The sequence below is a fragment of the Mycobacterium sp. UM_Kg27 genome, from assembly GCF_000972905.1.
In the GTDB taxonomy this organism is placed as follows: Bacteria; Actinomycetota; Actinomycetes; order Mycobacteriales; family Mycobacteriaceae; genus Mycobacterium.
On record NZ_JRMM01000088.1, the window covers coordinates 1 to 18,003 of the forward strand.

28 protein-coding genes and 1 pseudogene are annotated in these 18,003 nt (G+C 66.3%); 26 read left to right on the forward strand and 3 right to left on the reverse strand.

The window, feature by feature from the left end:
* Window positions 1–177 precede the first annotated feature (177 nt).
* Both LI94_RS14140 and LI94_RS14145 read left to right on the forward strand, forming a co-directional pair.
* The gene (locus tag LI94_RS14140; RefSeq protein ID WP_046301584.1) at window positions 178–1,149 is read left to right on the forward strand and encodes a hypothetical protein; all 972 of its coding nucleotides are present in this window, start codon (window positions 178–180) and stop codon (window positions 1,147–1,149) included.
* A 305-nt stretch (window positions 1,150–1,454) separates the two neighbouring features.
* Window positions 1,455–1,934, forward strand: a complete 480-nt coding sequence (locus tag LI94_RS14145; protein WP_046301585.1) for a hotdog fold domain-containing protein — start codon at window positions 1,455–1,457, stop codon at window positions 1,932–1,934.
* A gap of 78 nt (window positions 1,935–2,012) precedes the next feature.
* On the opposite strand, the pseudogene LI94_RS14150 reads toward LI94_RS14145, so the two are convergent.
* Window positions 2,013–2,198: pseudogene (locus LI94_RS14150) on the reverse strand (DUF4442 domain-containing protein); the annotation flags it as partial.
* Window positions 2,199–2,655: 457 nt separating this feature from the next.
* On the opposite strand from LI94_RS14150, the gene rpsJ reads away from it, so the two are divergent.
* Genes rpsJ through rpsQ form a run of 11 tightly spaced genes read left to right on the forward strand, consistent with a single transcriptional unit; the run spans window position 2,656 to window position 8,181 of the window.
* The gene (gene rpsJ / locus LI94_RS14155; protein WP_003883485.1) at window positions 2,656–2,961 is read left to right on the forward strand and encodes a 30S ribosomal protein S10; all 306 of its coding nucleotides are present in this window, start codon (window positions 2,656–2,658) and stop codon (window positions 2,959–2,961) included.
* A gap of 14 nt (window positions 2,962–2,975) precedes the next feature.
* Window positions 2,976–3,629, forward strand: coding sequence for a 50S ribosomal protein L3 (rplC, locus tag LI94_RS14160; RefSeq protein ID WP_046301586.1), 654 nt, complete (start codon window positions 2,976–2,978; stop codon window positions 3,627–3,629).
* Window positions 3,629–4,285 carry a 50S ribosomal protein L4 gene (rplD, locus tag LI94_RS14165; protein WP_024440415.1) on the forward strand — a complete coding sequence of 219 codons (657 nt, stop codon included), beginning with the start codon at window positions 3,629–3,631 and terminating at the stop codon, window positions 4,283–4,285. Before rplC ends, rplD begins: the two co-directional genes overlap by 1 nt.
* A complete protein-coding gene (gene rplW, locus LI94_RS14170) occupies window positions 4,285–4,587 on the forward strand; it encodes a 50S ribosomal protein L23 (protein WP_024440414.1) in 303 nt (100 codons plus the stop codon). The genes rplD and rplW overlap by 1 nt, the downstream gene beginning before the upstream one ends.
* A 27-nt stretch (window positions 4,588–4,614) precedes the next feature.
* Complete coding sequence (rplB, locus tag LI94_RS14175; RefSeq protein WP_046301587.1) at window positions 4,615–5,451, forward strand: 50S ribosomal protein L2; 837 nt, start codon at window positions 4,615–4,617, stop codon at window positions 5,449–5,451.
* 17 nt (window positions 5,452–5,468) lie between these two features.
* On the forward strand, window positions 5,469–5,750 hold the full coding sequence (gene rpsS / locus LI94_RS14180) for a 30S ribosomal protein S19 (protein WP_024440412.1): 282 nt from the start codon (window positions 5,469–5,471) through the stop codon (window positions 5,748–5,750).
* Window positions 5,747–6,355 carry a 50S ribosomal protein L22 gene (gene rplV, locus LI94_RS14185; RefSeq protein ID WP_024440411.1) on the forward strand — a complete coding sequence of 203 codons (609 nt, stop codon included), beginning with the start codon at window positions 5,747–5,749 and terminating at the stop codon, window positions 6,353–6,355. Before rpsS ends, rplV begins: the two co-directional genes overlap by 4 nt.
* Entirely contained in the window at window positions 6,355–7,203 is an 849-nt protein-coding gene (gene rpsC / locus LI94_RS14190) for a 30S ribosomal protein S3 (RefSeq protein WP_024440410.1), read from the forward strand. The genes rplV and rpsC overlap by 1 nt, the downstream gene beginning before the upstream one ends.
* Window positions 7,204–7,205: 2 nt before the next feature.
* The gene (gene rplP, locus LI94_RS14195; protein ID WP_024440409.1) at window positions 7,206–7,622 is read left to right on the forward strand and encodes a 50S ribosomal protein L16; all 417 of its coding nucleotides are present in this window, start codon (window positions 7,206–7,208) and stop codon (window positions 7,620–7,622) included.
* On the forward strand, window positions 7,622–7,864 hold the full coding sequence (gene rpmC / locus LI94_RS14200; RefSeq protein ID WP_024440408.1) for a 50S ribosomal protein L29: 243 nt from the start codon (window positions 7,622–7,624) through the stop codon (window positions 7,862–7,864). Before rplP ends, rpmC begins: the two co-directional genes overlap by 1 nt.
* On the forward strand, window positions 7,864–8,181 hold the full coding sequence (gene rpsQ / locus LI94_RS14205; protein WP_024440407.1) for a 30S ribosomal protein S17: 318 nt from the start codon (window positions 7,864–7,866) through the stop codon (window positions 8,179–8,181). Before rpmC ends, rpsQ begins: the two co-directional genes overlap by 1 nt.
* 82 nt (window positions 8,182–8,263) lie before the next feature.
* Here rpsQ and LI94_RS24535 read toward each other — a convergent pair whose 3' ends face one another.
* On the reverse strand, window positions 8,264–8,602 hold the full coding sequence (locus LI94_RS24535; protein ID WP_024440406.1) for a hypothetical protein: 339 nt from the start codon (window positions 8,600–8,602) through the stop codon (window positions 8,264–8,266).
* A gap of 47 nt (window positions 8,603–8,649) precedes the next feature.
* Window positions 8,650–8,907: a hypothetical protein gene (locus tag LI94_RS24540; protein WP_231383957.1), complete on the reverse strand. Its 258-nt coding sequence runs from the start codon at window positions 8,905–8,907 to the stop codon at window positions 8,650–8,652.
* Between the two features lie 240 nt (window positions 8,908–9,147).
* Between LI94_RS24540 and LI94_RS14220 the strand changes: the two genes are divergently transcribed.
* From LI94_RS14220 to LI94_RS14280, 13 genes are all read left to right on the forward strand, one after another.
* Window positions 9,148–11,496 carry an arylsulfatase gene (locus tag LI94_RS14220; RefSeq protein ID WP_046301588.1) on the forward strand — a complete coding sequence of 783 codons (2,349 nt, stop codon included), beginning with the start codon at window positions 9,148–9,150 and terminating at the stop codon, window positions 11,494–11,496.
* Between the two features lie 4 nt (window positions 11,497–11,500).
* On the forward strand, window positions 11,501–12,370 hold the full coding sequence (locus LI94_RS14225) for a formylglycine-generating enzyme family protein (protein ID WP_024440403.1): 870 nt from the start codon (window positions 11,501–11,503) through the stop codon (window positions 12,368–12,370).
* 286 nt (window positions 12,371–12,656) lie between these two features.
* Window positions 12,657–13,025, forward strand: a complete 369-nt coding sequence (gene rplN, locus LI94_RS14230) for a 50S ribosomal protein L14 (RefSeq protein WP_024440402.1) — start codon at window positions 12,657–12,659, stop codon at window positions 13,023–13,025.
* Window positions 13,026–13,343, forward strand: coding sequence for a 50S ribosomal protein L24 (gene rplX, locus LI94_RS14235; RefSeq protein WP_024440401.1), 318 nt, complete (start codon window positions 13,026–13,028; stop codon window positions 13,341–13,343).
* Window positions 13,344–13,345: 2 nt separating this feature from the next.
* Window positions 13,346–13,909 carry a 50S ribosomal protein L5 gene (gene rplE, locus LI94_RS14240; RefSeq protein ID WP_024440400.1) on the forward strand — a complete coding sequence of 188 codons (564 nt, stop codon included), beginning with the start codon at window positions 13,346–13,348 and terminating at the stop codon, window positions 13,907–13,909.
* Between the two features lie 2 nt (window positions 13,910–13,911).
* Entirely contained in the window at window positions 13,912–14,097 is a 186-nt protein-coding gene (locus LI94_RS14245) for a type Z 30S ribosomal protein S14 (protein ID WP_024440399.1), read from the forward strand.
* Between the two features lie 19 nt (window positions 14,098–14,116).
* Window positions 14,117–14,515: a 30S ribosomal protein S8 gene (rpsH, locus tag LI94_RS14250; RefSeq protein WP_013830245.1), complete on the forward strand. Its 399-nt coding sequence runs from the start codon at window positions 14,117–14,119 to the stop codon at window positions 14,513–14,515.
* A 13-nt stretch (window positions 14,516–14,528) separates the two neighbouring features.
* The gene (gene rplF, locus LI94_RS14255) at window positions 14,529–15,068 is read left to right on the forward strand and encodes a 50S ribosomal protein L6 (protein WP_024440398.1); all 540 of its coding nucleotides are present in this window, start codon (window positions 14,529–14,531) and stop codon (window positions 15,066–15,068) included.
* A gap of 2 nt (window positions 15,069–15,070) precedes the next feature.
* On the forward strand, window positions 15,071–15,478 hold the full coding sequence (rplR, locus tag LI94_RS14260) for a 50S ribosomal protein L18 (protein ID WP_024440397.1): 408 nt from the start codon (window positions 15,071–15,073) through the stop codon (window positions 15,476–15,478).
* Window positions 15,479–15,512: 34 nt separating this feature from the next.
* Window positions 15,513–16,208 (forward strand): 30S ribosomal protein S5, encoded by a 696-nt coding sequence (rpsE, locus tag LI94_RS14265; protein WP_105295603.1) that lies wholly within the window; start codon window positions 15,513–15,515, stop codon window positions 16,206–16,208.
* A 2-nt stretch (window positions 16,209–16,210) separates the two neighbouring features.
* Entirely contained in the window at window positions 16,211–16,393 is a 183-nt protein-coding gene (gene rpmD / locus LI94_RS14270; protein ID WP_019738973.1) for a 50S ribosomal protein L30, read from the forward strand.
* Window positions 16,390–16,830 carry a 50S ribosomal protein L15 gene (rplO, locus tag LI94_RS14275; RefSeq protein WP_024440395.1) on the forward strand — a complete coding sequence of 147 codons (441 nt, stop codon included), beginning with the start codon at window positions 16,390–16,392 and terminating at the stop codon, window positions 16,828–16,830. Before rpmD ends, rplO begins: the two co-directional genes overlap by 4 nt.
* 133 nt (window positions 16,831–16,963) lie before the next feature.
* A partial coding sequence (locus tag LI94_RS14280) for a S49 family peptidase (protein WP_046301590.1) occupies window positions 16,964–18,003 on the forward strand: 1,040 nt, incomplete at its 3' end.

Consider the following 18,003-nt stretch of genomic DNA (forward strand, 5'->3'; position numbering starts at 1 on the left):
CCAAATCGCCTAGCGTTCAACATGACTCGTTGATCGCAACGCGTGAACCACGCCAGATCCGAAGTCCACCAATCAGCGGGACGCTATCGTCTGGGACTTTCGGTGGTCGTCAGTGCGCGATCAGCAGCACAATGTGGTTCCAGGTGTCCGTAAGGGTTATTTGGAGGTGAGTGCGTAATGGCTGTCGACCGTGAGCTTGAGGCATCGCTGCTCGATGCGCTGCACTACTCCTCGGGTGACCCTAACTCCGATCGTGCGGTGCGCGAGTCGATCCGTGCCGGGATCGTCGGCAATGATGCCGACTTGATCAATATCTATGAGCGTGAGGTCGGGCCGGAGCAGGCAGAAGTGGACCTTCACCTGATTGGTCCCGGCATCGAGAAGAACGCCGCCAATGCACGACAGTTCTCGCTGTTCGTGAGTGGCATCAGTGACGCGGTCAAGGAGACCGCCAAGGCGCGCGCAGGCCGCAAACGGTACCGCGACAATCTGCTGATTGAGGGCACGACACCGGGATCGGTTCGGGTGGTGATGCGCGTGGCGATACCCGAGGTTTCCGACGGCCAAACAGTCGACGACGAGACTGCGGCATCGACCGTCGACTCGGACGCGTTGCGCACGGTGGCATCGATCCTCGCGCACGCTAGCGATCCCGACCTCGATACACCGCTCGCGGCGGAGATTGCCGAACTGCCGATCAAGGCGCGGACCGCGCTGAAACGCGTGGCCAATGCCTCTCAGCAGGGTGGGTGGGCGGTTCGCGGGATGATCCGCCAGAGACGGGTCGGGGCAGCAGGCCTCGAACTCACAAACGATGGTGCGGTCCGGTTGCGGATTGAGCTGGAAGTGGCCCAGGAGAAGCGCCGCCAGGAACACAGGGTGGGCACTATCGACGGCTTTCGCTGGTCTCTCGGCACTCTCTATTTCAGGCCGGACGAAGGGCCAGCCTTCACTGCTGGTGTGATGGAGAGCAAAGTCGCGCTGGAAGTCACTAGGTTGATGAACGATCCTGAGCTGCGCGTCATGGCGGACTTCGATGTCGTCGAATCCTATCTACCTGGCGACCAGACACGTTCCCGTGTGAGCCGCGTGCTGACTGGTATTCGGTCTCTTGGCGAGCAGACCGCCATCCCGGTTGGGACGGCCTGACTGGCCTTGTGGGTCCGGTACCACTCCCGTCTCATCTCCCGGCTATGTGTGGAGCCGTGAAATTTCCACTCGACTGGTGTCCCAGCGCAGGTCAGCGATGGGCGGAGCGCACACGTGGGCTGCTGGATTGTCCTGTGGCCGTCGCCAAGTTGGCGGTCAACAAGTCACAAGAATGGCGCAAAAGCCGATACAGAATGTGGTGGGTGGACGGTCCAGCTCCGTTGCAGGATCGGGTCTCGTCTGTGCTCGTGGCCAGTGTTGACCGCACACGCGCGGGTGAACTTACTTCGCAGTAGGGTGTCGTCATGACAGGTCGTCCCAGCACTGCCTACCGGATGTGGCAGAGACTGTCTGCCTACCCCGGCGGCAGCCGGTTATTCTCCGCAGCGGTCATGGCCCGCGCACCGTATTTCACGACCGTGCTGCCGCATATCAGGAGCATGGAGCCAGGTCTGGCTGAGATTGACGTCCCGAACTGGACGATGGTGCACAACCATCTGAAGACCATGCACGCCATTGCGTCTTGTAACGCCGCCGAGGTTGCCATGGGGATGCTGATGGAGGCCACCGTGCCGTCCAGTCACCGCTGGATTCCGAAGGCGATGACCGTCCAGTACCTGGCCAAGGCGACCACCTCGCTGCGGGCCACCGCCCGACTCGACCCTCCGGATTTCGAGGGCATCGCCGAGGGGGTCGAGTTGGTGGTGCCGGTCAGCATCACCGATCGCGGCGGTATTGAAGTCGTGCACGCAGACATCACCACCTGGGTAACGCCCGTTCGGTAGTTGCCTGCCCGTCCGGGTCCGGGCTGCCGGAACTGCGGCGACCGGCGGAAAACGAACTGACCGTGATGAGAACTAGACGTTCTTCACGAAGGGCCACTTGGGCACCAGCACTTCTGCCAGCCCGGGCTCCATCCGCACCACGTGCGGCAGCACCGACGCGAAGTAGGGGACCCGGGCCATCGCCGCGGCAGAGAACAGTCGAGTGCCGCCGGGGATCCCCGCCAGCCGTCGCCAGGCCTGATAAGTACTGGTAGATCCGGTCACATCGAGCTACCTTACCGGCAAGTAAGTTCAGCGGGCGGGCGGCTCGGGGGCAGCCGGGCCGAAGGCTCGGGAGCTCGATCGCGGGGTTGATGCCGCGGTTCCAGAGTCGGCTCTCCTTCGTCGAGCGTCGCCAAACCGCGGGGATTTGGCCGCTGACCCGATCTGGGGCATACTATTCAGGTTCGCCTGCGCCGGGGTTGTCCCTGGCTGGGCATACGACCAGCGCCCACCCGGGCGCGTCCGGTCCCATTCTCGCGGTACGGAGCTTTTTCGCCGTGCACGGGTCCGTGTGAGGGCGACACGCCCGACCGCGGGGACCGGTGGACCAGGACAGGTAAACAGCGGCGGCAGCGCCCAGCGCAGTGTCGACACCGGACCCACGGGTCCGAAACAGACGAGCTGGGGCACGAAGGGTTCGAAAAACGAACCCCCTTTGCAGGAGTGAGGTAGCAGAAGCGTGGCGGGACAAAAGATCCGCATCAGGCTCAAGGCCTACGACCACGAGGCGATTGACGCCTCGGCGCGCAAGATCGTTGAGACGGTCACTCGTACCGGTGCGTCCGTAGTCGGCCCGGTGCCGCTGCCGACCGAAAAGAACGTGTATTGCGTCATCCGGTCCCCGCACAAGTACAAGGACTCGCGGGAACACTTCGAGATGCGCACCCACAAGCGGCTGATCGACATCCTCGATCCCACGCCGAAGACCGTTGACGCCTTGATGCGCATCGATCTGCCGGCCAGCGTCGACGTCAACATTCAGTAGGAGCACCGAAAACCATGGCACGCAAAGGTATTTTGGGTACCAAACTGGGCATGACGCAGGTGTTCGACGAGAACAACAAGGTCGTGCCGGTCACGGTCGTCAAGGCCGGGCCCAACGTGGTGACCCGCATCCGTACCCCGGAGCGCGACGGCTACAGCGCCGTCCAACTCGCTTACGGCGAGATCAGCCCCCGCAAGGTGAACAAGCCGGTCACCGGTCAGTACGCCGCTGCGGGTGTGAACCCCCGCCGTCACCTCGCCGAGCTGCGACTCGACGACGAGGCCGCTGCAGCCGCCTACGAGGTCGGCCAGGAGCTGACCGCTGAGATCTTCGCCGACGGCGCCTACGTCGACGTCACCGGAACCTCCAAGGGCAAGGGTTACGCCGGCACCATGAAGCGGCACGGCTTCCGCGGTCAGGGCGCCGGTCACGGCGCTCAGGCCGTGCACCGCCGGCCGGGCTCGATCGGTGGCTGCTCCACCCCGGGCCGGGTGTTCAAGGGCACCCGGATGTCGGGCCGGATGGGCAGCGACCGGGTCACCACTCAGAACCTGGTGGTGCACAAGGTTGACGCCGAGAACGGTGTGCTGTTGATCAAGGGCGCCATTCCGGGCCGCAACGGTGGGCTGGTTCTGGTCCGCAGCGCGATCAAAAAGGGTGAGAAGTAATGGCCGGCATCAAGATTGACGTCAAGACTCCGGACGGCAAGAAGAGTGGCTCGGTTGAGCTGCCCGCCGAGCTGTTCGACGCTCCCGCCAACATCGCGCTCATGCACCAGGTGGTGATCGCTCAGTTGGCCGCGGCCCGTCAGGGTACGCACTCGACCAAGACCCGCGGTGAGGTCAGCGGCGGTGGCCGTAAGCCTTACCGGCAGAAGGGAACCGGCCGGGCCCGCCAGGGTTCGACCCGGGCGCCGCAGTTCACCGGTGGTGGCGTGGTGCACGGCCCCAAGCCGCGCGACTACAGCCAGCGCACCCCCAAGAAGATGATCGCCGCCGCCCTGCGTGGAGCGTTGTCGGACCGGGCGCGCAACGGCCGGATCCACGCGGTCACCGAGCTGGTGAGCGGACAGACCCCGTCGACCAAGGACGCCAAGACGTTCCTGGGTTCGATCACCGACCGCAAGCAGGTGCTGGTGGTCATCGGCCGGGCCGACGAGACGGGCGCCAAGAGCGTGCGCAACCTGCCGGGTGTGCACATCCTGTCCCCGGACCAGCTCAACACCCACGATGTGCTGCGGGCCGACGACGTGGTGTTCAGTGTCGAGGCGCTGAACTCCTACATCGAGGCTCACACCGCCAAAACCGAGGAGGTTTCGGCCTGATGGCGACCATCACCGATCCCCGCGACATCATCCTCGCGCCGGTCATCTCCGAGAAGTCCTACGGGCTGATCGAGAACAACGTGTACACGTTCGTCGTGCACCCCGACACCAACAAGACGCAGATCAAGATCGCGATCGAGAAGATCTTCGCGGTCAAGGTTGCGTCGGTGAACACCGCGAACCGGCCGGGCAAGCGCAAGCGGTCCCGGACCGGCTACGGCAAGCGCAAGGACACCAAGCGCGCCATTGTGACTCTGGCGCCCGGCAGCAAGCCGATCGACCTGTTCGCCGCACCGGCCTGACCGGAGTGAGAGAGAGATCTAACTGACATGGGAATCCGCAAGTACAAGCCGACGACCCCCGGTCGTCGCGGTGCCAGCGTCTCCGATTTCGCTGAGCTCACCCGCTCTCACCCGGAGAAGTCGCTGGTTCGGCCGCTGCACGGCCACGGTGGGCGTAACGCCCACGGCCGGATCACCACCCGGCACAAGGGTGGCGGTCACAAGCGTGCCTACCGCGTGATCGACTTCCGTCGCCACGACAAGGACGGCGTCAACGCCAAGGTCGCGCACATCGAGTACGACCCGAACCGCACCGCCCGCATCGCACTGCTGCACTACCTGGACGGCGAGAAGCGCTACATCATCGCCCCGCAGGGTCTGTCGCAGGGCGACGTGGTCGAGTCGGGCGCCAACGCCGACATCAAGCCGGGCAACAACCTGCCGCTGCGCAACATCCCCGCGGGCACCCTGGTGCACGCCGTGGAGCTGCGCCCGGGCGGCGGCGCCAAGCTGGCCCGCTCCGCTGGGTCCAGCATTCAGCTGCTGGGTAAGGAAGGCGCCTACGCCTCGCTGCGTATGCCCTCCGGTGAAATCCGCCGCGTCGACGTGCGCTGCCGCGCCACTGTCGGCGAGGTGGGCAACGCCGAGCAGGCCAACATCAACTGGGGTAAGGCCGGACGTATGCGGTGGAAGGGCAAGCGCCCCACCGTCCGTGGCGTCGTCATGAACCCGGTGGACCACCCGCACGGTGGTGGTGAGGGCAAGACCTCCGGCGGCCGGCACCCGGTCAGCCCGTGGGGCAAGCCGGAGGGTCGCCCCCGCCGGCCGAACAAGCCCAGCGACAAGCTCATCGTCCGACGCCGGCGCACCGGCAAGAAGCGCTAGGAATCGGAGGGAAAGCGATGCCACGCAGCCTCAAGAAGGGTCCGTTCGTCGACGAGCATGTGCTCAAGAAGGTCGACGTCCAGAACGAGAAGAACACCAAGCAGGTCATCAAGACCTGGTCACGTCGGTCGACGATCATCCCGGACTTCATCGGGCACACGTTCGCCGTACACGACGGCCGCAAGCATGTCCCGGTATTCGTCACCGAGTCGATGGTCGGGCACAAGCTCGGCGAATTTGCTCCGACGCGCACCTTCAAGGGACACATCAAAGACGACCGGAAGGCTAAGCGCCGGTGAGTGCCACGACTGAATTTCCGTCCGCTGTCGCCAAGGCCCGCCATGTGGGTATCTCGGCCAGCAAAGCCCGCCGGGTGATCAACCTGGTCCGCGGCAAGTCGGTGTCCGACGCGTTGGACATCCTGCGCTGGGCACCGCAGCAGGCCAGCCTGCCGGTGGCCAAGGTCATCGCCAGCGCGGCGGCCAACGCCCAGAACAACAACGGCCTGGACCCGTCCACCCTGGTGGTGGCCTCCGTCTACGCCGACGAGGGCCCGACCGCCAAGCGGATCAAGCCGCGCGCCCAGGGGCGTGCGTACCGGATCCGTCGGCGCACCAGCCACATCACTGTGGTGGTGGAGAGCCGGCCGTCCTCCGGCGGCGGTTCGGCGCAGTCGGCCAGCGCTGCCCGGGCGCGCCGTGCACAGGGCAGCAAGGCCGCCGCTGCGACGGCCCCGGCCACCAAGGCGGCCAAGGCGACCGAGAAGGCGCCGGCGAAGAAGGCTTCTGCAGCCAAGGCTGCCGAGAAGACGACTGAGAAAGCGGCGGCGAAGAAGGCGCCCGCCAAGAAGGCGGCAACCAAGAAGGCGCCTGAGACGTCCGACGCGAAGGAGGGCTCGGAGTAATGGGCCAGAAGATCAACCCGCACGGCTTCCGGCTCGGGATCACCACCGACTGGAAGTCGCGGTGGTACGCCGACAAGCAGTACGCGGACTATGTCAAGGAAGACGTGGCGATCCGCCGGCTGCTGTCGAGTGGCCTCGAGCGCGCCGGCATCGCCGACGTCGAGATCGAGCGCACCCGTGACCGGGTCCGCGTGGACATCCACACAGCTCGCCCGGGCATCGTCATCGGCCGCCGCGGCACCGAGGCCGACCGGATCCGTGCCGACCTGGAGAAGCTGACCGGCAAGCAGGTGCAGCTGAACATCCTCGAGGTCAAGAACCCGGAGTCGACGGCGCAGCTGGTGGCCCAGGGCGTTGCCGAGCAGCTGAGCAACCGCGTGGCGTTCCGTCGCGCGATGCGTAAGGCGATCCAGTCGGCGATGCGTCAGCCCAACGTGAAGGGCATCCGGGTGCAGTGCTCGGGTCGTCTGGGCGGAGCTGAGATGAGCCGCTCGGAGTTCTACCGCGAAGGCCGGGTGCCGCTGCACACGCTGCGGGCCGACATCGACTACGGGCTGTACGAGGCGAAGACCACCTTCGGCCGGATCGGCGTCAAGGTCTGGATCTACAAGGGCGACATCGTCGGTGGCAAGCGCGAGCTGGCCGCTGCCGCACCGTCGGCCGACCGTCCGCGCCGGGAGCGCCCGACAGGCACCCGCCCGCGCCGCAGCGGCGCCTCGGGTACCACCGCGACCAGCACCGACGCCGGGCGGGCCGCTGAGAGCACCGAGAACACCGCTGCTGCAGAAACGGTCCAGGAAAGCGCAGTGACCGCGGAGCCGCAGGCAACGCAGAGCACGGAGAGCTAGTCATGTTGATTCCCCGTAAGGTCAAGCACCGCAAGCAGCACCACCCCAAGCAGCGCGGTATCGCCAGCGGCGGCACCGCGGTGACGTTCGGTGAGTACGGCATCCAGGCACTGGAGCACGCCTACGTCACCAACCGGCAGATCGAGTCGGCTCGTATCGCCATCAACCGGCACATCAAGCGTGGCGGCAAGGTGTGGATCAACATCTTCCCGGACCGTCCGCTGACCAAGAAGCCCGCCGAGACCCGCATGGGTTCCGGTAAGGGCTCGCCGGAATGGTGGGTAGCCAACGTCAAGCCGGGCCGGGTGCTGTTCGAGCTGAGCTACCCGAATGAGGCCATTGCCCGCGCCGCACTGACCCGGGCGATCCACAAGCTGCCGATCAAGGCGCGCATCGTGACCCGAGAGGAGCAGTTCTGATGGCAGTGGGAGTTACCGCTGGCGAACTGCGCGAGCTGAACGGCGACGAACTCGTCGAGCAGCTGCGCGAGTCCAAAGAGGAGCTGTTCAACCTGCGTTTCCAGATGGCGACCGGGCAGCTCACCAACAACCGTCGGCTCCGCACGGTGCGCCACCAGATCGCGCGCATCTACACGGTGTTGCGCGAACGGGAACTGGGCCTGGCGTCCGGTCCCGCTGGTTCTGAAGGCGAGGCATCGTAATGGCACAGGCTGCAAAGGCTAACGCCGCGGAGAAGGGTCCCAAGCACACTGCGCGCACCGAGACCCCGCGGGGCCGCCGCAAGACCCAGATCGGCTACGTGGTCAGCGACAAGATGGAAAAGACCATCGTCGTCGAGCTCGAGGACCGCGTGAAGCACCCGCTGTACGGCAAGATCATCCGGACCACCAAGAAGGTCAAGGCGCACGACGAGAACAACACGGCCGGCATCGGCGACCGTGTGTCGCTGATGGAGACCCGTCCGTTGTCGGCGTCGAAGCGCTGGCGCCTGGTCGAGATCCTGGAAAAGGCCAAGTAATTCGGCGCCGTCGTAACGACGCCGTAGTAACGACCGAGCCCCGCGACCTGCGTCGCGGGGCTTCGTCGTGCCTGGGGTCAGGTCACGCCGGTACTGTGACGCGCGCCAACGGTTGCGGCGCGGTGGCACCGAGCGGAACCTGCACCGAATCCTGGCCGTTGAGCACTCGCGCCGGCACCGCCAGGGTGCGTTGTTTCGGCGTCGGCAGGCTGGTACTCAACGCCGTCAATTGGCGGCCATTGAGACGGTTCAATCCGGCCGACGCGTTCCTGCGCAATCTGCTCGCGCTGTGATAGCGCACCAGCACCGCGATCCGGGTGCGGCCCTGGTGTCGCGTCAGGCGCACCGTGACCGCGGTCGTGTCGGTCTCCGGCAGCCACAGCTTCTCCAGATTCTGTGTGCAGATGTCGCGCGGCGACATCCAGAACGTGGCCGCGAACCGCTTGGGCCCCTTGCGCTCTTTCTGCTTCAGCCGGCGTCGGCGTCGGCGGATCCATCGAATAGCCGAGCCAGCGCGATTGCCGTCAGCGGCACCCTGCGGTGGGTGATCAGTGCTGCCGTGGTGAGCACGGCCGCCAGGCCCACCGCCGGCCACCAGGCGCGTTCGGCAGGCCCGAGCTGCACCGGCCAATGACCGGCAACCCACAAGATGGCGATGTCGATCAGAAACACCGTGGTCACCCGCAGCCAGGACAGATTGAGCCCCAATGAATGCTGCGCCCTCATCGATGTGTCCGTCTCATGGTTCCCCCCAGACTGCATGAAAATGCGGTGACCGGGCGACCCGCTGCGGGCGCGAGCCAAACATCCAAGATCCGCCGCTTCCGAGGAGCCCGCCCGATCACCGCCGGGCCGGGACAACCGAACATCGAGGACGCGCGAGCGGCCCCGGCCTTCAAACGCTGCCGCGCCGTCACCGGGCCGGTAGTGTCTCATCCGTTCCGGGGGTCGACGACGGAGTGAGCAATGGTGGAATTCACGGGCAAGGTCAGTCTCGATATCCGGGATTCGGAGCCGGACTGGGGGCCGTTCGCGGCGCCGACGGCTCCCGAAGGCGCGCCCAACGTGTTGTATCTGGTCTGGGACGACACCGGCATCGCCACCTGGGACTGCTTCGGCGGCCTGGTGGAGATGCCCACCATGAGTCGGATCGCCGAGCGTGGCGTTCGACTGTCGCAGTTCCACACCACCGCCCTGTGCTCTCCGACCAGGGCTTCGCTGCTGACCGGGCGTAACGCCACCAGTGTCGGCATGGCCACCATCGAAGAGTTCACCGACGGCTTTCCCAACTGCAGCGGGCGCATTCCGTTCGAAACCGCCCTGCTCAGCGAGGTTCTCGCCGAACAGGGCTGGAACACCTTCTGTGTCGGCAAGTGGCACCTGACCCCGCTGGAAGAGTCCAACCTGGCCGCCACCCGCCGGCACTGGCCCACCCAGCGGGGCTTCGAGCGGTTCTACGGCTTCATGGGCGGCGAGACCAACCAGTGGTACCCGGACCTGGTGTATGACAACCACCCGGTCGCGCCGCCGGCCACACCCGAGGACGGCTACCACCTGTCCAAGGACATCGCCGACAAGACAATCGAATTCATCCGCGATGCGCAGACCATCGCACCCGGCAAGCCCTGGTTCGGCTACGTCTGCCCGGGTGCCGGCCATGCCCCGCACCATGTGTTCGCCGAGTGGGCCGACCGCTACGCCGGACGCTTCGACATGGGCTACGAAGCGTACCGAGAGGTCGTGCTGGCCAACCAGAAGAAGCTGGGGCTGGTACCGCAGGACACCGAGCTGTCCGAGGTCAACCCCTACGCCGGCGTCACCAGTGCCGACGGCCAGCCCTGGCCGCTGCTGGACACGGTCCGCCCGTGGGACAGCCTCGATGACTCCGAGAAACGGCTGTTCGCCCGGATGGCCGAGGTGTTCGCGGGTTTCCAGACCTACACCGATGCCCAGATCGGGCGGATCCTGGACTACCTGGAGGAGTCCGGTCAACTCGACAACACCATCGTCGTGGTGATCTCCGACAACGGCGCCAGCGGTGAGGGCGGTCCGAACGGCTCGCCCAACGAGAACAAGTTCTTCAACGGCTACATCGACACGGTCGAAGAGGCGATGAAGCTCTTCGACCAGCTGGGCAGTCCGGAGACTTACAACCACTACCCGGTCGGTTGGGCGATGGCGTTCAACACGCCCTACAAGCTCTACAAGCGCTATGCCTCCCATGAGGGTGGCATCGCCGACCCGGCGATCGTCAGCTGGCCCAACGGTATCGCCGCGCGCGGCGAGGTGCGCGACACCTACGTCAATGTGTGCGACGTGACCCCGACGGTCTATGACCTGCTCGGTATCACGCCGCCGGAGACCGTGCGCGGCGTCGCCCAGCAACCGCTGGAAGGCGTGAGTTTCAAAGCGGCGCTGCTTGATCCGGGTGCGGACACCGGCAAGCACACCCAGTTCTACACGATGTTGGGCACCCGCGGAATCTGGCACCGTGGCTGGTTCGCCAACACGGTGCATGCGGCGACCCCGTCGGGCTGGAGCCACTTCGATGACGACCGGTGGGAGCTCTACCACCTCGCGGAGGATCGCAGTCAGTGCCACGACCTGGCCGCAGAGCATCCGGAGAAACTCGAAGAGCTGCAGGCGCTGTGGTTCGCCGAGGCCGAGAAGTACAACGGTTTGCCGTTGGCGGACTTGAACATCTTCGAGATGACCACCCGCCAGCGGCCCTATCTGTCCGGCGACCGTAACGGCTACACCTACTACCCGAACACCGCCGAGGTGCCGTTGGGGGCGTGCGTGGAGCTGCGTGGCCGGTCATTCTCGGTATTGGCGCGTGTCACGGTCGATTCCGCTGCTGCGGAGGGACTGCTGTTCAAGCAGGGCGCCCGGCACGGCGGTCACGCACTGTTCGTCCAGGACGGCAAACTGCACTACGTCTACAACTTCCTCGGCGAGCGCGAACAGTGGTTGTCATCGCCCGGTCCGATTCCGTCGGGTCAGCACATTTTCGGAATCCGGTTCGAGCGCACCGGAACGGTCGAAGGCAGCCACACGCCGGTCGGAGAGGCCTCGTTGTACATCGACGATGAGGTGGTCGCCACCCTGCCCGACATGGTCGCCCAGCCGGGCGCGTTCGCGTTGGCCGGTGGTGGAGTCAGCGTCGGACGTAACACCGGCCAGGCGGTGTCTTCGGCGTACCGTGCACCGTTCCCCTTCACCGGCGGGACCATCGCCGACGTCGCCGTGGATGTCAGCGGCGAGCCGTACCTGGATGTGAAAAGGACTGTTGCGGCAGCATTTTCGCGAGACTGATGTGATGCTGACGGACCTCGTCGAGATCCCGGCCGGGGTGTTCCGGATGGGCTCGACGAGTTTCTACCCCGAAGAGGCGCCCATCCACACCGTGGCGGTGCAGTCGTTCGCGCTGGAACGCCATCCGGTGACCAACACGCAGTACGACGCATTCGTCGCCGCAACCGGCTATGTGACGCTGGCCGAGCAGGAACTCGATGCCGCACGGTACGGCGACACCGAACCGGGCGCACTGGTGTTTCACCGCAGTGACGGACCGGTCGACCTGCGCGACTGGCGGCAGTGGTGGCGCTGGATCCCCGGCGCCAGCTGGCGGCATCCGTTCGGACCGGACAGCTCCGTCGAGGACAAGCCGGACCACCCGGTGGTCCAGGTGGCCTATCCCGACGCGGCGGCGTACGCCCGGTGGGCGGGGCGGCGATTGCCGACCGAAGCCGAGTGGGAGTACGCCGCCCGGGCCGGGAGCACGAGCACTTATGCGTGGGGGCAGCAGGAGAAGCCGAGCGGTGCGTTGATGGCCAACACCTGGCAGGGCGACTTTCCCTACCGCAACGACGGCGCCCTGGGCTGGGCCGGGACCTCGCCGGTGGGCACGTTTCCGCCCAACGATTGGGGACTGGTCGACATGATCGGCAACGTCTGGGAGTGGACGGCCACCGAGTTCTCGGCCCACCACCGGCTCGACACCCCGCCGAAGGCCTGCTGCGCGCCGGCCGGCCCCGCCCACCCGGATATCAGTCAGACCCTCAAGGGCGGATCGCATCTGTGCGCGCCGGAGTACTGCCACCGCTACCGGCCCGCGGCCCGGTCCCCGCAGTCGCAGGACACCGCCACCAGCCATATCGGGTTTCGGTGCGCGGCCGATCTGCGCTAGCCGCCACCTGCCCCGGGGTCGTTGGGATGCTGGAGCAGAGGGCTGGCCTGGACCAGAACGGCGGCCGTCGTCCCCAGGAGGCGCTGGCGCCCTGCGTCCCGCTTGGCCAGCAATTTGGTGTTGAGAGATCCGTCGCCTAAGCTCAAGGGGTTGCCGTCAGCAGACCTCGGCCAGCGCAAGTTGGCCCTGCGTGCACTTCGGCAATGAAGAAGACCATGCACGACCGGGGAGAATCCGGCATGCCGCTTGGCGTGCCGCGCGTCGACTCGATTATTTAGGAGATCTGGTGATTCAGCAGGAATCGCGGTTGAAGGTCGCCGACAACACCGGCGCCAAGGAGATCTTGTGCATCCGGGTGCTCGGCGGCTCGTCGCGGCGATACGCAGGCATCGGTGATGTCATCGTCGCAACCGTCAAAGACGCCATCCCGGGCGGCAACGTCAAACGGGGTGATGTCGTCAAGGCCGTCGTGGTGCGCACCGTCAAGGAGCGTCGCCGCGCCGACGGCAGCTACATCAAGTTCGACGAGAACGCGGCCGTGATCATCAAGGCCGACAACGACCCGCGCGGAACCCGCATCTTCGGGCCGGTCGGTCGCGAACTGCGCGAGAAGAAGTTCATGAAGATCGTCTCGCTGGCACCGGAGGTGTTGTAGATGAAGGTCCATAAGGGCGACACCGTCCTGGTCATCGCCGGCAAGGACAAGGGTGCCAAGGGCAAGGTCCTGCAGGCTTTCCCCACCCGTAACCGCGTGCTGGTCCAGGGCGTCAACCGGATCAAGAAGCACGTCGCGAACTCGGCCAACCAGGCCGGCGCCTCCTCGGGCGGGATCGTCACCCAAGAGGCCCCGATCCACGTCTCCAACGTGATGGTCGTCGACTCCGACGGACAGCCCACCCGGATCGGTTACCGCGTGGACGCCGAGTCCGGCAAGAAGGTTCGCGTCTCCAAGCGCAACGGCAAGGACATCTAGAGATGACGACTGCAGAGAAGATTCAGCCGCGGCTGAAGGTGAAGTACCGCGAAGAGATTCGTGACTCGCTCCAGCAGCAGTTCAACTACGCCAACGTGATGCAGATCCCGGGCGTGGTGAAGGTCGTGGTGAACATGGGTGTCGGCGAAGCCGCCCGGGACGCCAAGCTGATCAACAACGCGGTCACCGACCTGGCCGCGATCACCGGCCAGAAGCCGGAGATCCGTAAGGCCCGCCTGTCCATCGCACAGTTCAAGCTGCGCGAGGGCATGCCGATCGGTGCTCGGGTCACCCTGCGCGGTGACCGGATGTGGGAGTTTCTGGACCGGCTCACCTCGATCGCTCTGCCGCGTATCCGCGACTTCCGCGGACTGTCGGCCAAGCAGTTCGACGGTTCCGGCAACTACACCTTCGGGCTGGCCGAGCAGTCGATGTTCCACGAGATCGACGTGGACTCCATCGACCGTCCGCGGGGGATGAACATCACCGTCGTCACTTCGGCGACCAACGACGACGAAGGACGAGCGCTACTGCGGGCGCTCGGCTTTCCGTTCAAGGAGAACTGACCATGGCTAAGAAGGCGTTGGTTATCAAGGCGGCCCGCAAGCCCAAGTTTGCGGTGCGCGCCTACACCCGCTGCAACAAGTGCGGCCGCCCACGCGCGGTGCTCCGGAAGTTCGGCCTGTGCCGAATCTGCCTGCGCGAAATGGCGCACGCCGGCGAGCTGCCCGGTGTGCAGAAGAGCAGCTGGTGAGGGTGGAGGAGCAGCCTAAATGACTATGACGGATCCGATCGCGGACTTCCTGACCCGTCTGCGTAACGCCAACTCGGCGTACCACGACGAGGTGACCCTGCCGCACTCGAAGATCAAGGCGAACATCGCCGAGATCCTCAAGCGTGAGGGTTACATCACCGACTACCACGTCGAAGACGCCCGGGTGGGCAAGGCGCTGGTGGTCAACCTCAAGTACGGCCCGAACCGGGAGCGCAGCCTCGCCGGTCTGCGCCGGGTGTCCAAGCCGGGCCTGCGGGTCTACGCAAAGTCGACCAACCTGCCACGGGTGCTCGGCGGCCTGGGCGTGGCGATCATCTCCACGTCCTCGGGTCTGCTCACCGACCGTCAGGCGGCCAGGCAGGGCGTGGGCGGCGAAGTCCTCGCGTACGTGTGGTGAGGGAGTAGCAGACATGTCGCGTATTGGTAAGCAGCCGGTCCCGGTTCCTGCCGGGGTCGACGTGACCATCGATGGTCAGAACGTTTCGGTCAAGGGGCCCAAGGGCACCCTGGAGCTCGCGGTGGCGGAGCCCATCAACGTTGCTCGCAACGATGACGGCGCCCTCGTGGTGACCCGGCCGGACGACGACCGGCGCAACCGGTCGTTGCACGGCCTGAGCCGCACCCTGTTGGCCAACCTGGTCACCGGTGTGTCGGAGGGCTACGTCCGCAAGATGGAGATCTTCGGCGTCGGCTACCGCGTCGCGCTCAAGGGCAGCGACCTGGAGTTCGCGTTGGGCTACAGCCACCCGGTGCTGATCAAGGCTCCGGAGGGCATCACCTTCGCGGTGGAGACGCCCACCAAGTTCTCGGTCTCGGGCATCGACAAGCAGAAGGTCGGCCAGATCTCGGCGAACATCCGCCGTCTGCGTCGTCCCGACCCCTACAAGGGCAAGGGCGTGCGCTACGAGGGTGAGCAGGTTCGCCGCAAGGTCGGAAAGACAGGTAAGTAGTCATGGCGCAATCACAAACAGGCACCCCGGACCGCAAACCCGTCGGGCAGAACATCTCCGAGGTTCGGCGTGCGCACCGGATTCGTCGGCACGCGCGGCTGCGCAAGAAGGTGTCCGGCACCGCCGAGCGTCCGCGCTTGGTCGTGCACCGCTCCTCGCGGCACATCCACGTCCAGCTGGTCGACGACCTTGCTGGTCACACGGTGGCCGCGGCGTCCTCGATCGAGGCCGACGTGCGGGGTGTGGACGGCGACAAGAAGGCCCACAGTGTGCGGGTCGGCCAGCTGATCGCTGAGCGTGCCAAGGCCGCCGGCGTCGAGAACGTGGTGTTCGACCGCGGTGGCTACACCTACGGTGGGCGCATTGCGGCGCTGGCCGACGCGGCGCGCGAGGGCGGATTGAACTTCTGATGACTGACGTGAAGATGACTGGAAGGACCGCATGATGGCGGAGCAGCCGACAGGGGCCTCCTCGGCAGGTCCCGACACGGGCAGTGCCCCCCGCAGCGACGGGCGCGACAACCGTGACAACCGCGGTGGACGTGGTGGCCGCGATGGCGGCCGTGGCGGCCGCGACAACCGGGACGGCGACAAGAGCAACTACCTGGAGCGCGTCGTCGCGATCAACCGGGTGTCCAAGGTGGTCAAGGGTGGCCGCCGGTTCAGCTTCACCGCTTTGGTGATCGTCGGCGACGGCCACGGCTTGGTCGGCGTCGGCTACGGCAAGGCCAAGGAAGTGCCTGCCGCGATCGCCAAGGGTGTGGAGGAAGCCCGCAAGGGCTTCTTCCGGGTGCCGCTGATCGGTGGAACCATCACCCACCCCGTCCAGGGTGAAGCGGCCGCCGGCGTGGTGTTCCTGCGCCCGGCCAGCCCGGGTACCGGTGTGATCGCCGGCGGCGCGGTGCGTGCCGTGCTGGAATGCGCGGGCGTGCACGACATCCTGTCCAAGTCGCTGGGCAGCGACAACGCGATCAACGTGGTGCACGCCACCGTTGCCGCGCTGAAGATGCTGCAGCGTCCCGAAGAGGTGGCGGCCCGTCGTGGCTTGCCCATCGAAGATGTTGCGCCGGCCGCGATGCTCAAGGCACGTCGCGAGAGCGAAGCTCTGGCTGCCGCCGCGGCGCGGGAAGGCACGGCGTAATCATGGCTAACCTGAAGATCACCCAGGTCCGCGGCACCATCGGTGCGCGCTGGAAGCAGCGCGAGAGCCTGCGCACCCTGGGCTTGCGCAAGATCCGCCAGTCGGTGGTGCGTGAGGACAACCCGCAGACTCGTGGGCTGATCCGGGTTGTTCACCACCTCGTGCAAGTGGAGGAAGCAGAATGACCATCAAGTTGCACGACCTGCGCCCAGCGCCCGGGTCGAACACCAAGAAGACCCGCGTCGGCCGCGGTGAGGGTTCCAAGGGCAAGACCGCGGGTCGCGGCACCAAGGGCACCAAGGCACGGAAGAACGTGCCGGTCCGGTTCGAGGGTGGGCAGATGCCGATCCACATGCGGCTGCCCAAGCTGAAGGGCTTCCGTAACCGGTTCCGCACCGAGTACGAGGTCGTCAATGTCGGTGACATCAACCGGTTGTTCCCGGAGGGTGGCACCATCGGTCTCGACGAGCTGGTCGCCAAGGGCGCAGTCCGGAAGAATACCCTGGTCAAGGTGCTCGGCGACGGCAAGTTGACAGTCAAGGCCGACGTCACCGCGCACAAGTTCAGCGGCAGTGCCCGAGACAAGATCACCGCAGCCGGGGGCACCGCCACCGAGCTGTAGATCGCCGCGGCGCGACGAAGCTACAGAATCGCACTCCACCGGCCCGGTGGGGTGCGATTCTGCGTTCAACGGCGAGTTCTTGCGCGCACCGGGTGACCCGGATCTGTCCGGCCGCGCCGGTAGGCTCAAAATCATGTTCTCCTTGCTGACCGGCGTCCCCGGCCTGGACGACCTGCGCGGCGTCGCCCGTCGCATCGACACCGCCCGGCACCACGGCGTGCCCGATGGCGTCATCCTCGAACTCGACCTGCAGGAGCTGCCCCACGAGACCGGTGCCTTCGACCCGCTGGCCCTGATCCGATCCGGTGGCCGGCCACCGGTGCTGCGTGATGTGGTGGCCGCCATCCACCGGGCTGCCGAGGACCCGCGCGTCGCGGGATTGATCGCCCGCGTGCAGCTGTCGGCGGCGGCCGCCGGACCGGTGCAGGAGCTGCGGGGGGCGATCGCCGAGTTCGCGGCCGTGAAGCCATCGCTGGCGTGGGCCGAAACCTACCCGGGCACGCTGTCGTACTACCTGGCTTCGGCGTTCGGCGAGGTCTGGATGCAGCCGTCGGGGACGGTCGGGCTGATCGGCTTCGCCACCAATGCGACCTTCCTGCGCAGCGCGCTGGGTAAGGCCGGCATCGAGGCGCAGTTCGTCGCCCGCGGCGAGTACAAGTCGGCGGCCAATCTGTTCACCCAGGACTCCTACACCGACGCGCACCGCGAGGCCGACACCGCGTTGGTGGAGAGCCTGCACGCCCAGGTGCGCGCGGCCGTCGCCGAATCCCGGAAACTGGACGCCGGCGCGGTAGATGCCCTCGCCGACAAGGCGCCGCTGCTGCGTGACGACGCGGTGGCCTCGGGCCTGATCGACCGGATCGGATTCCGCGACGAGGCCTACAACCGGATCGCGGTATTGGCCGGTGCGCAGGACACCACCGGTGCCGACGACGACGCACCACCGCGGCTGTATCTGGGGCGCTATGCCCACGCCACGGCCGGCGGTTCGGGGCCCACCCTGCCTGGGCGTAAGCCCAAGCCGGCGATCGCGGTAGTGACGGTCTCCGGGGCGATCGTCAGTGGCTCGGGCGGGCCGCAGTTGTCGCCGCTGGGCAACCGCAATGTCGGTGGCGACACGATCGCGGCGGCGCTGCGTGAGGCCGCGGCCGGGGACCTGTCTCTTATACACAT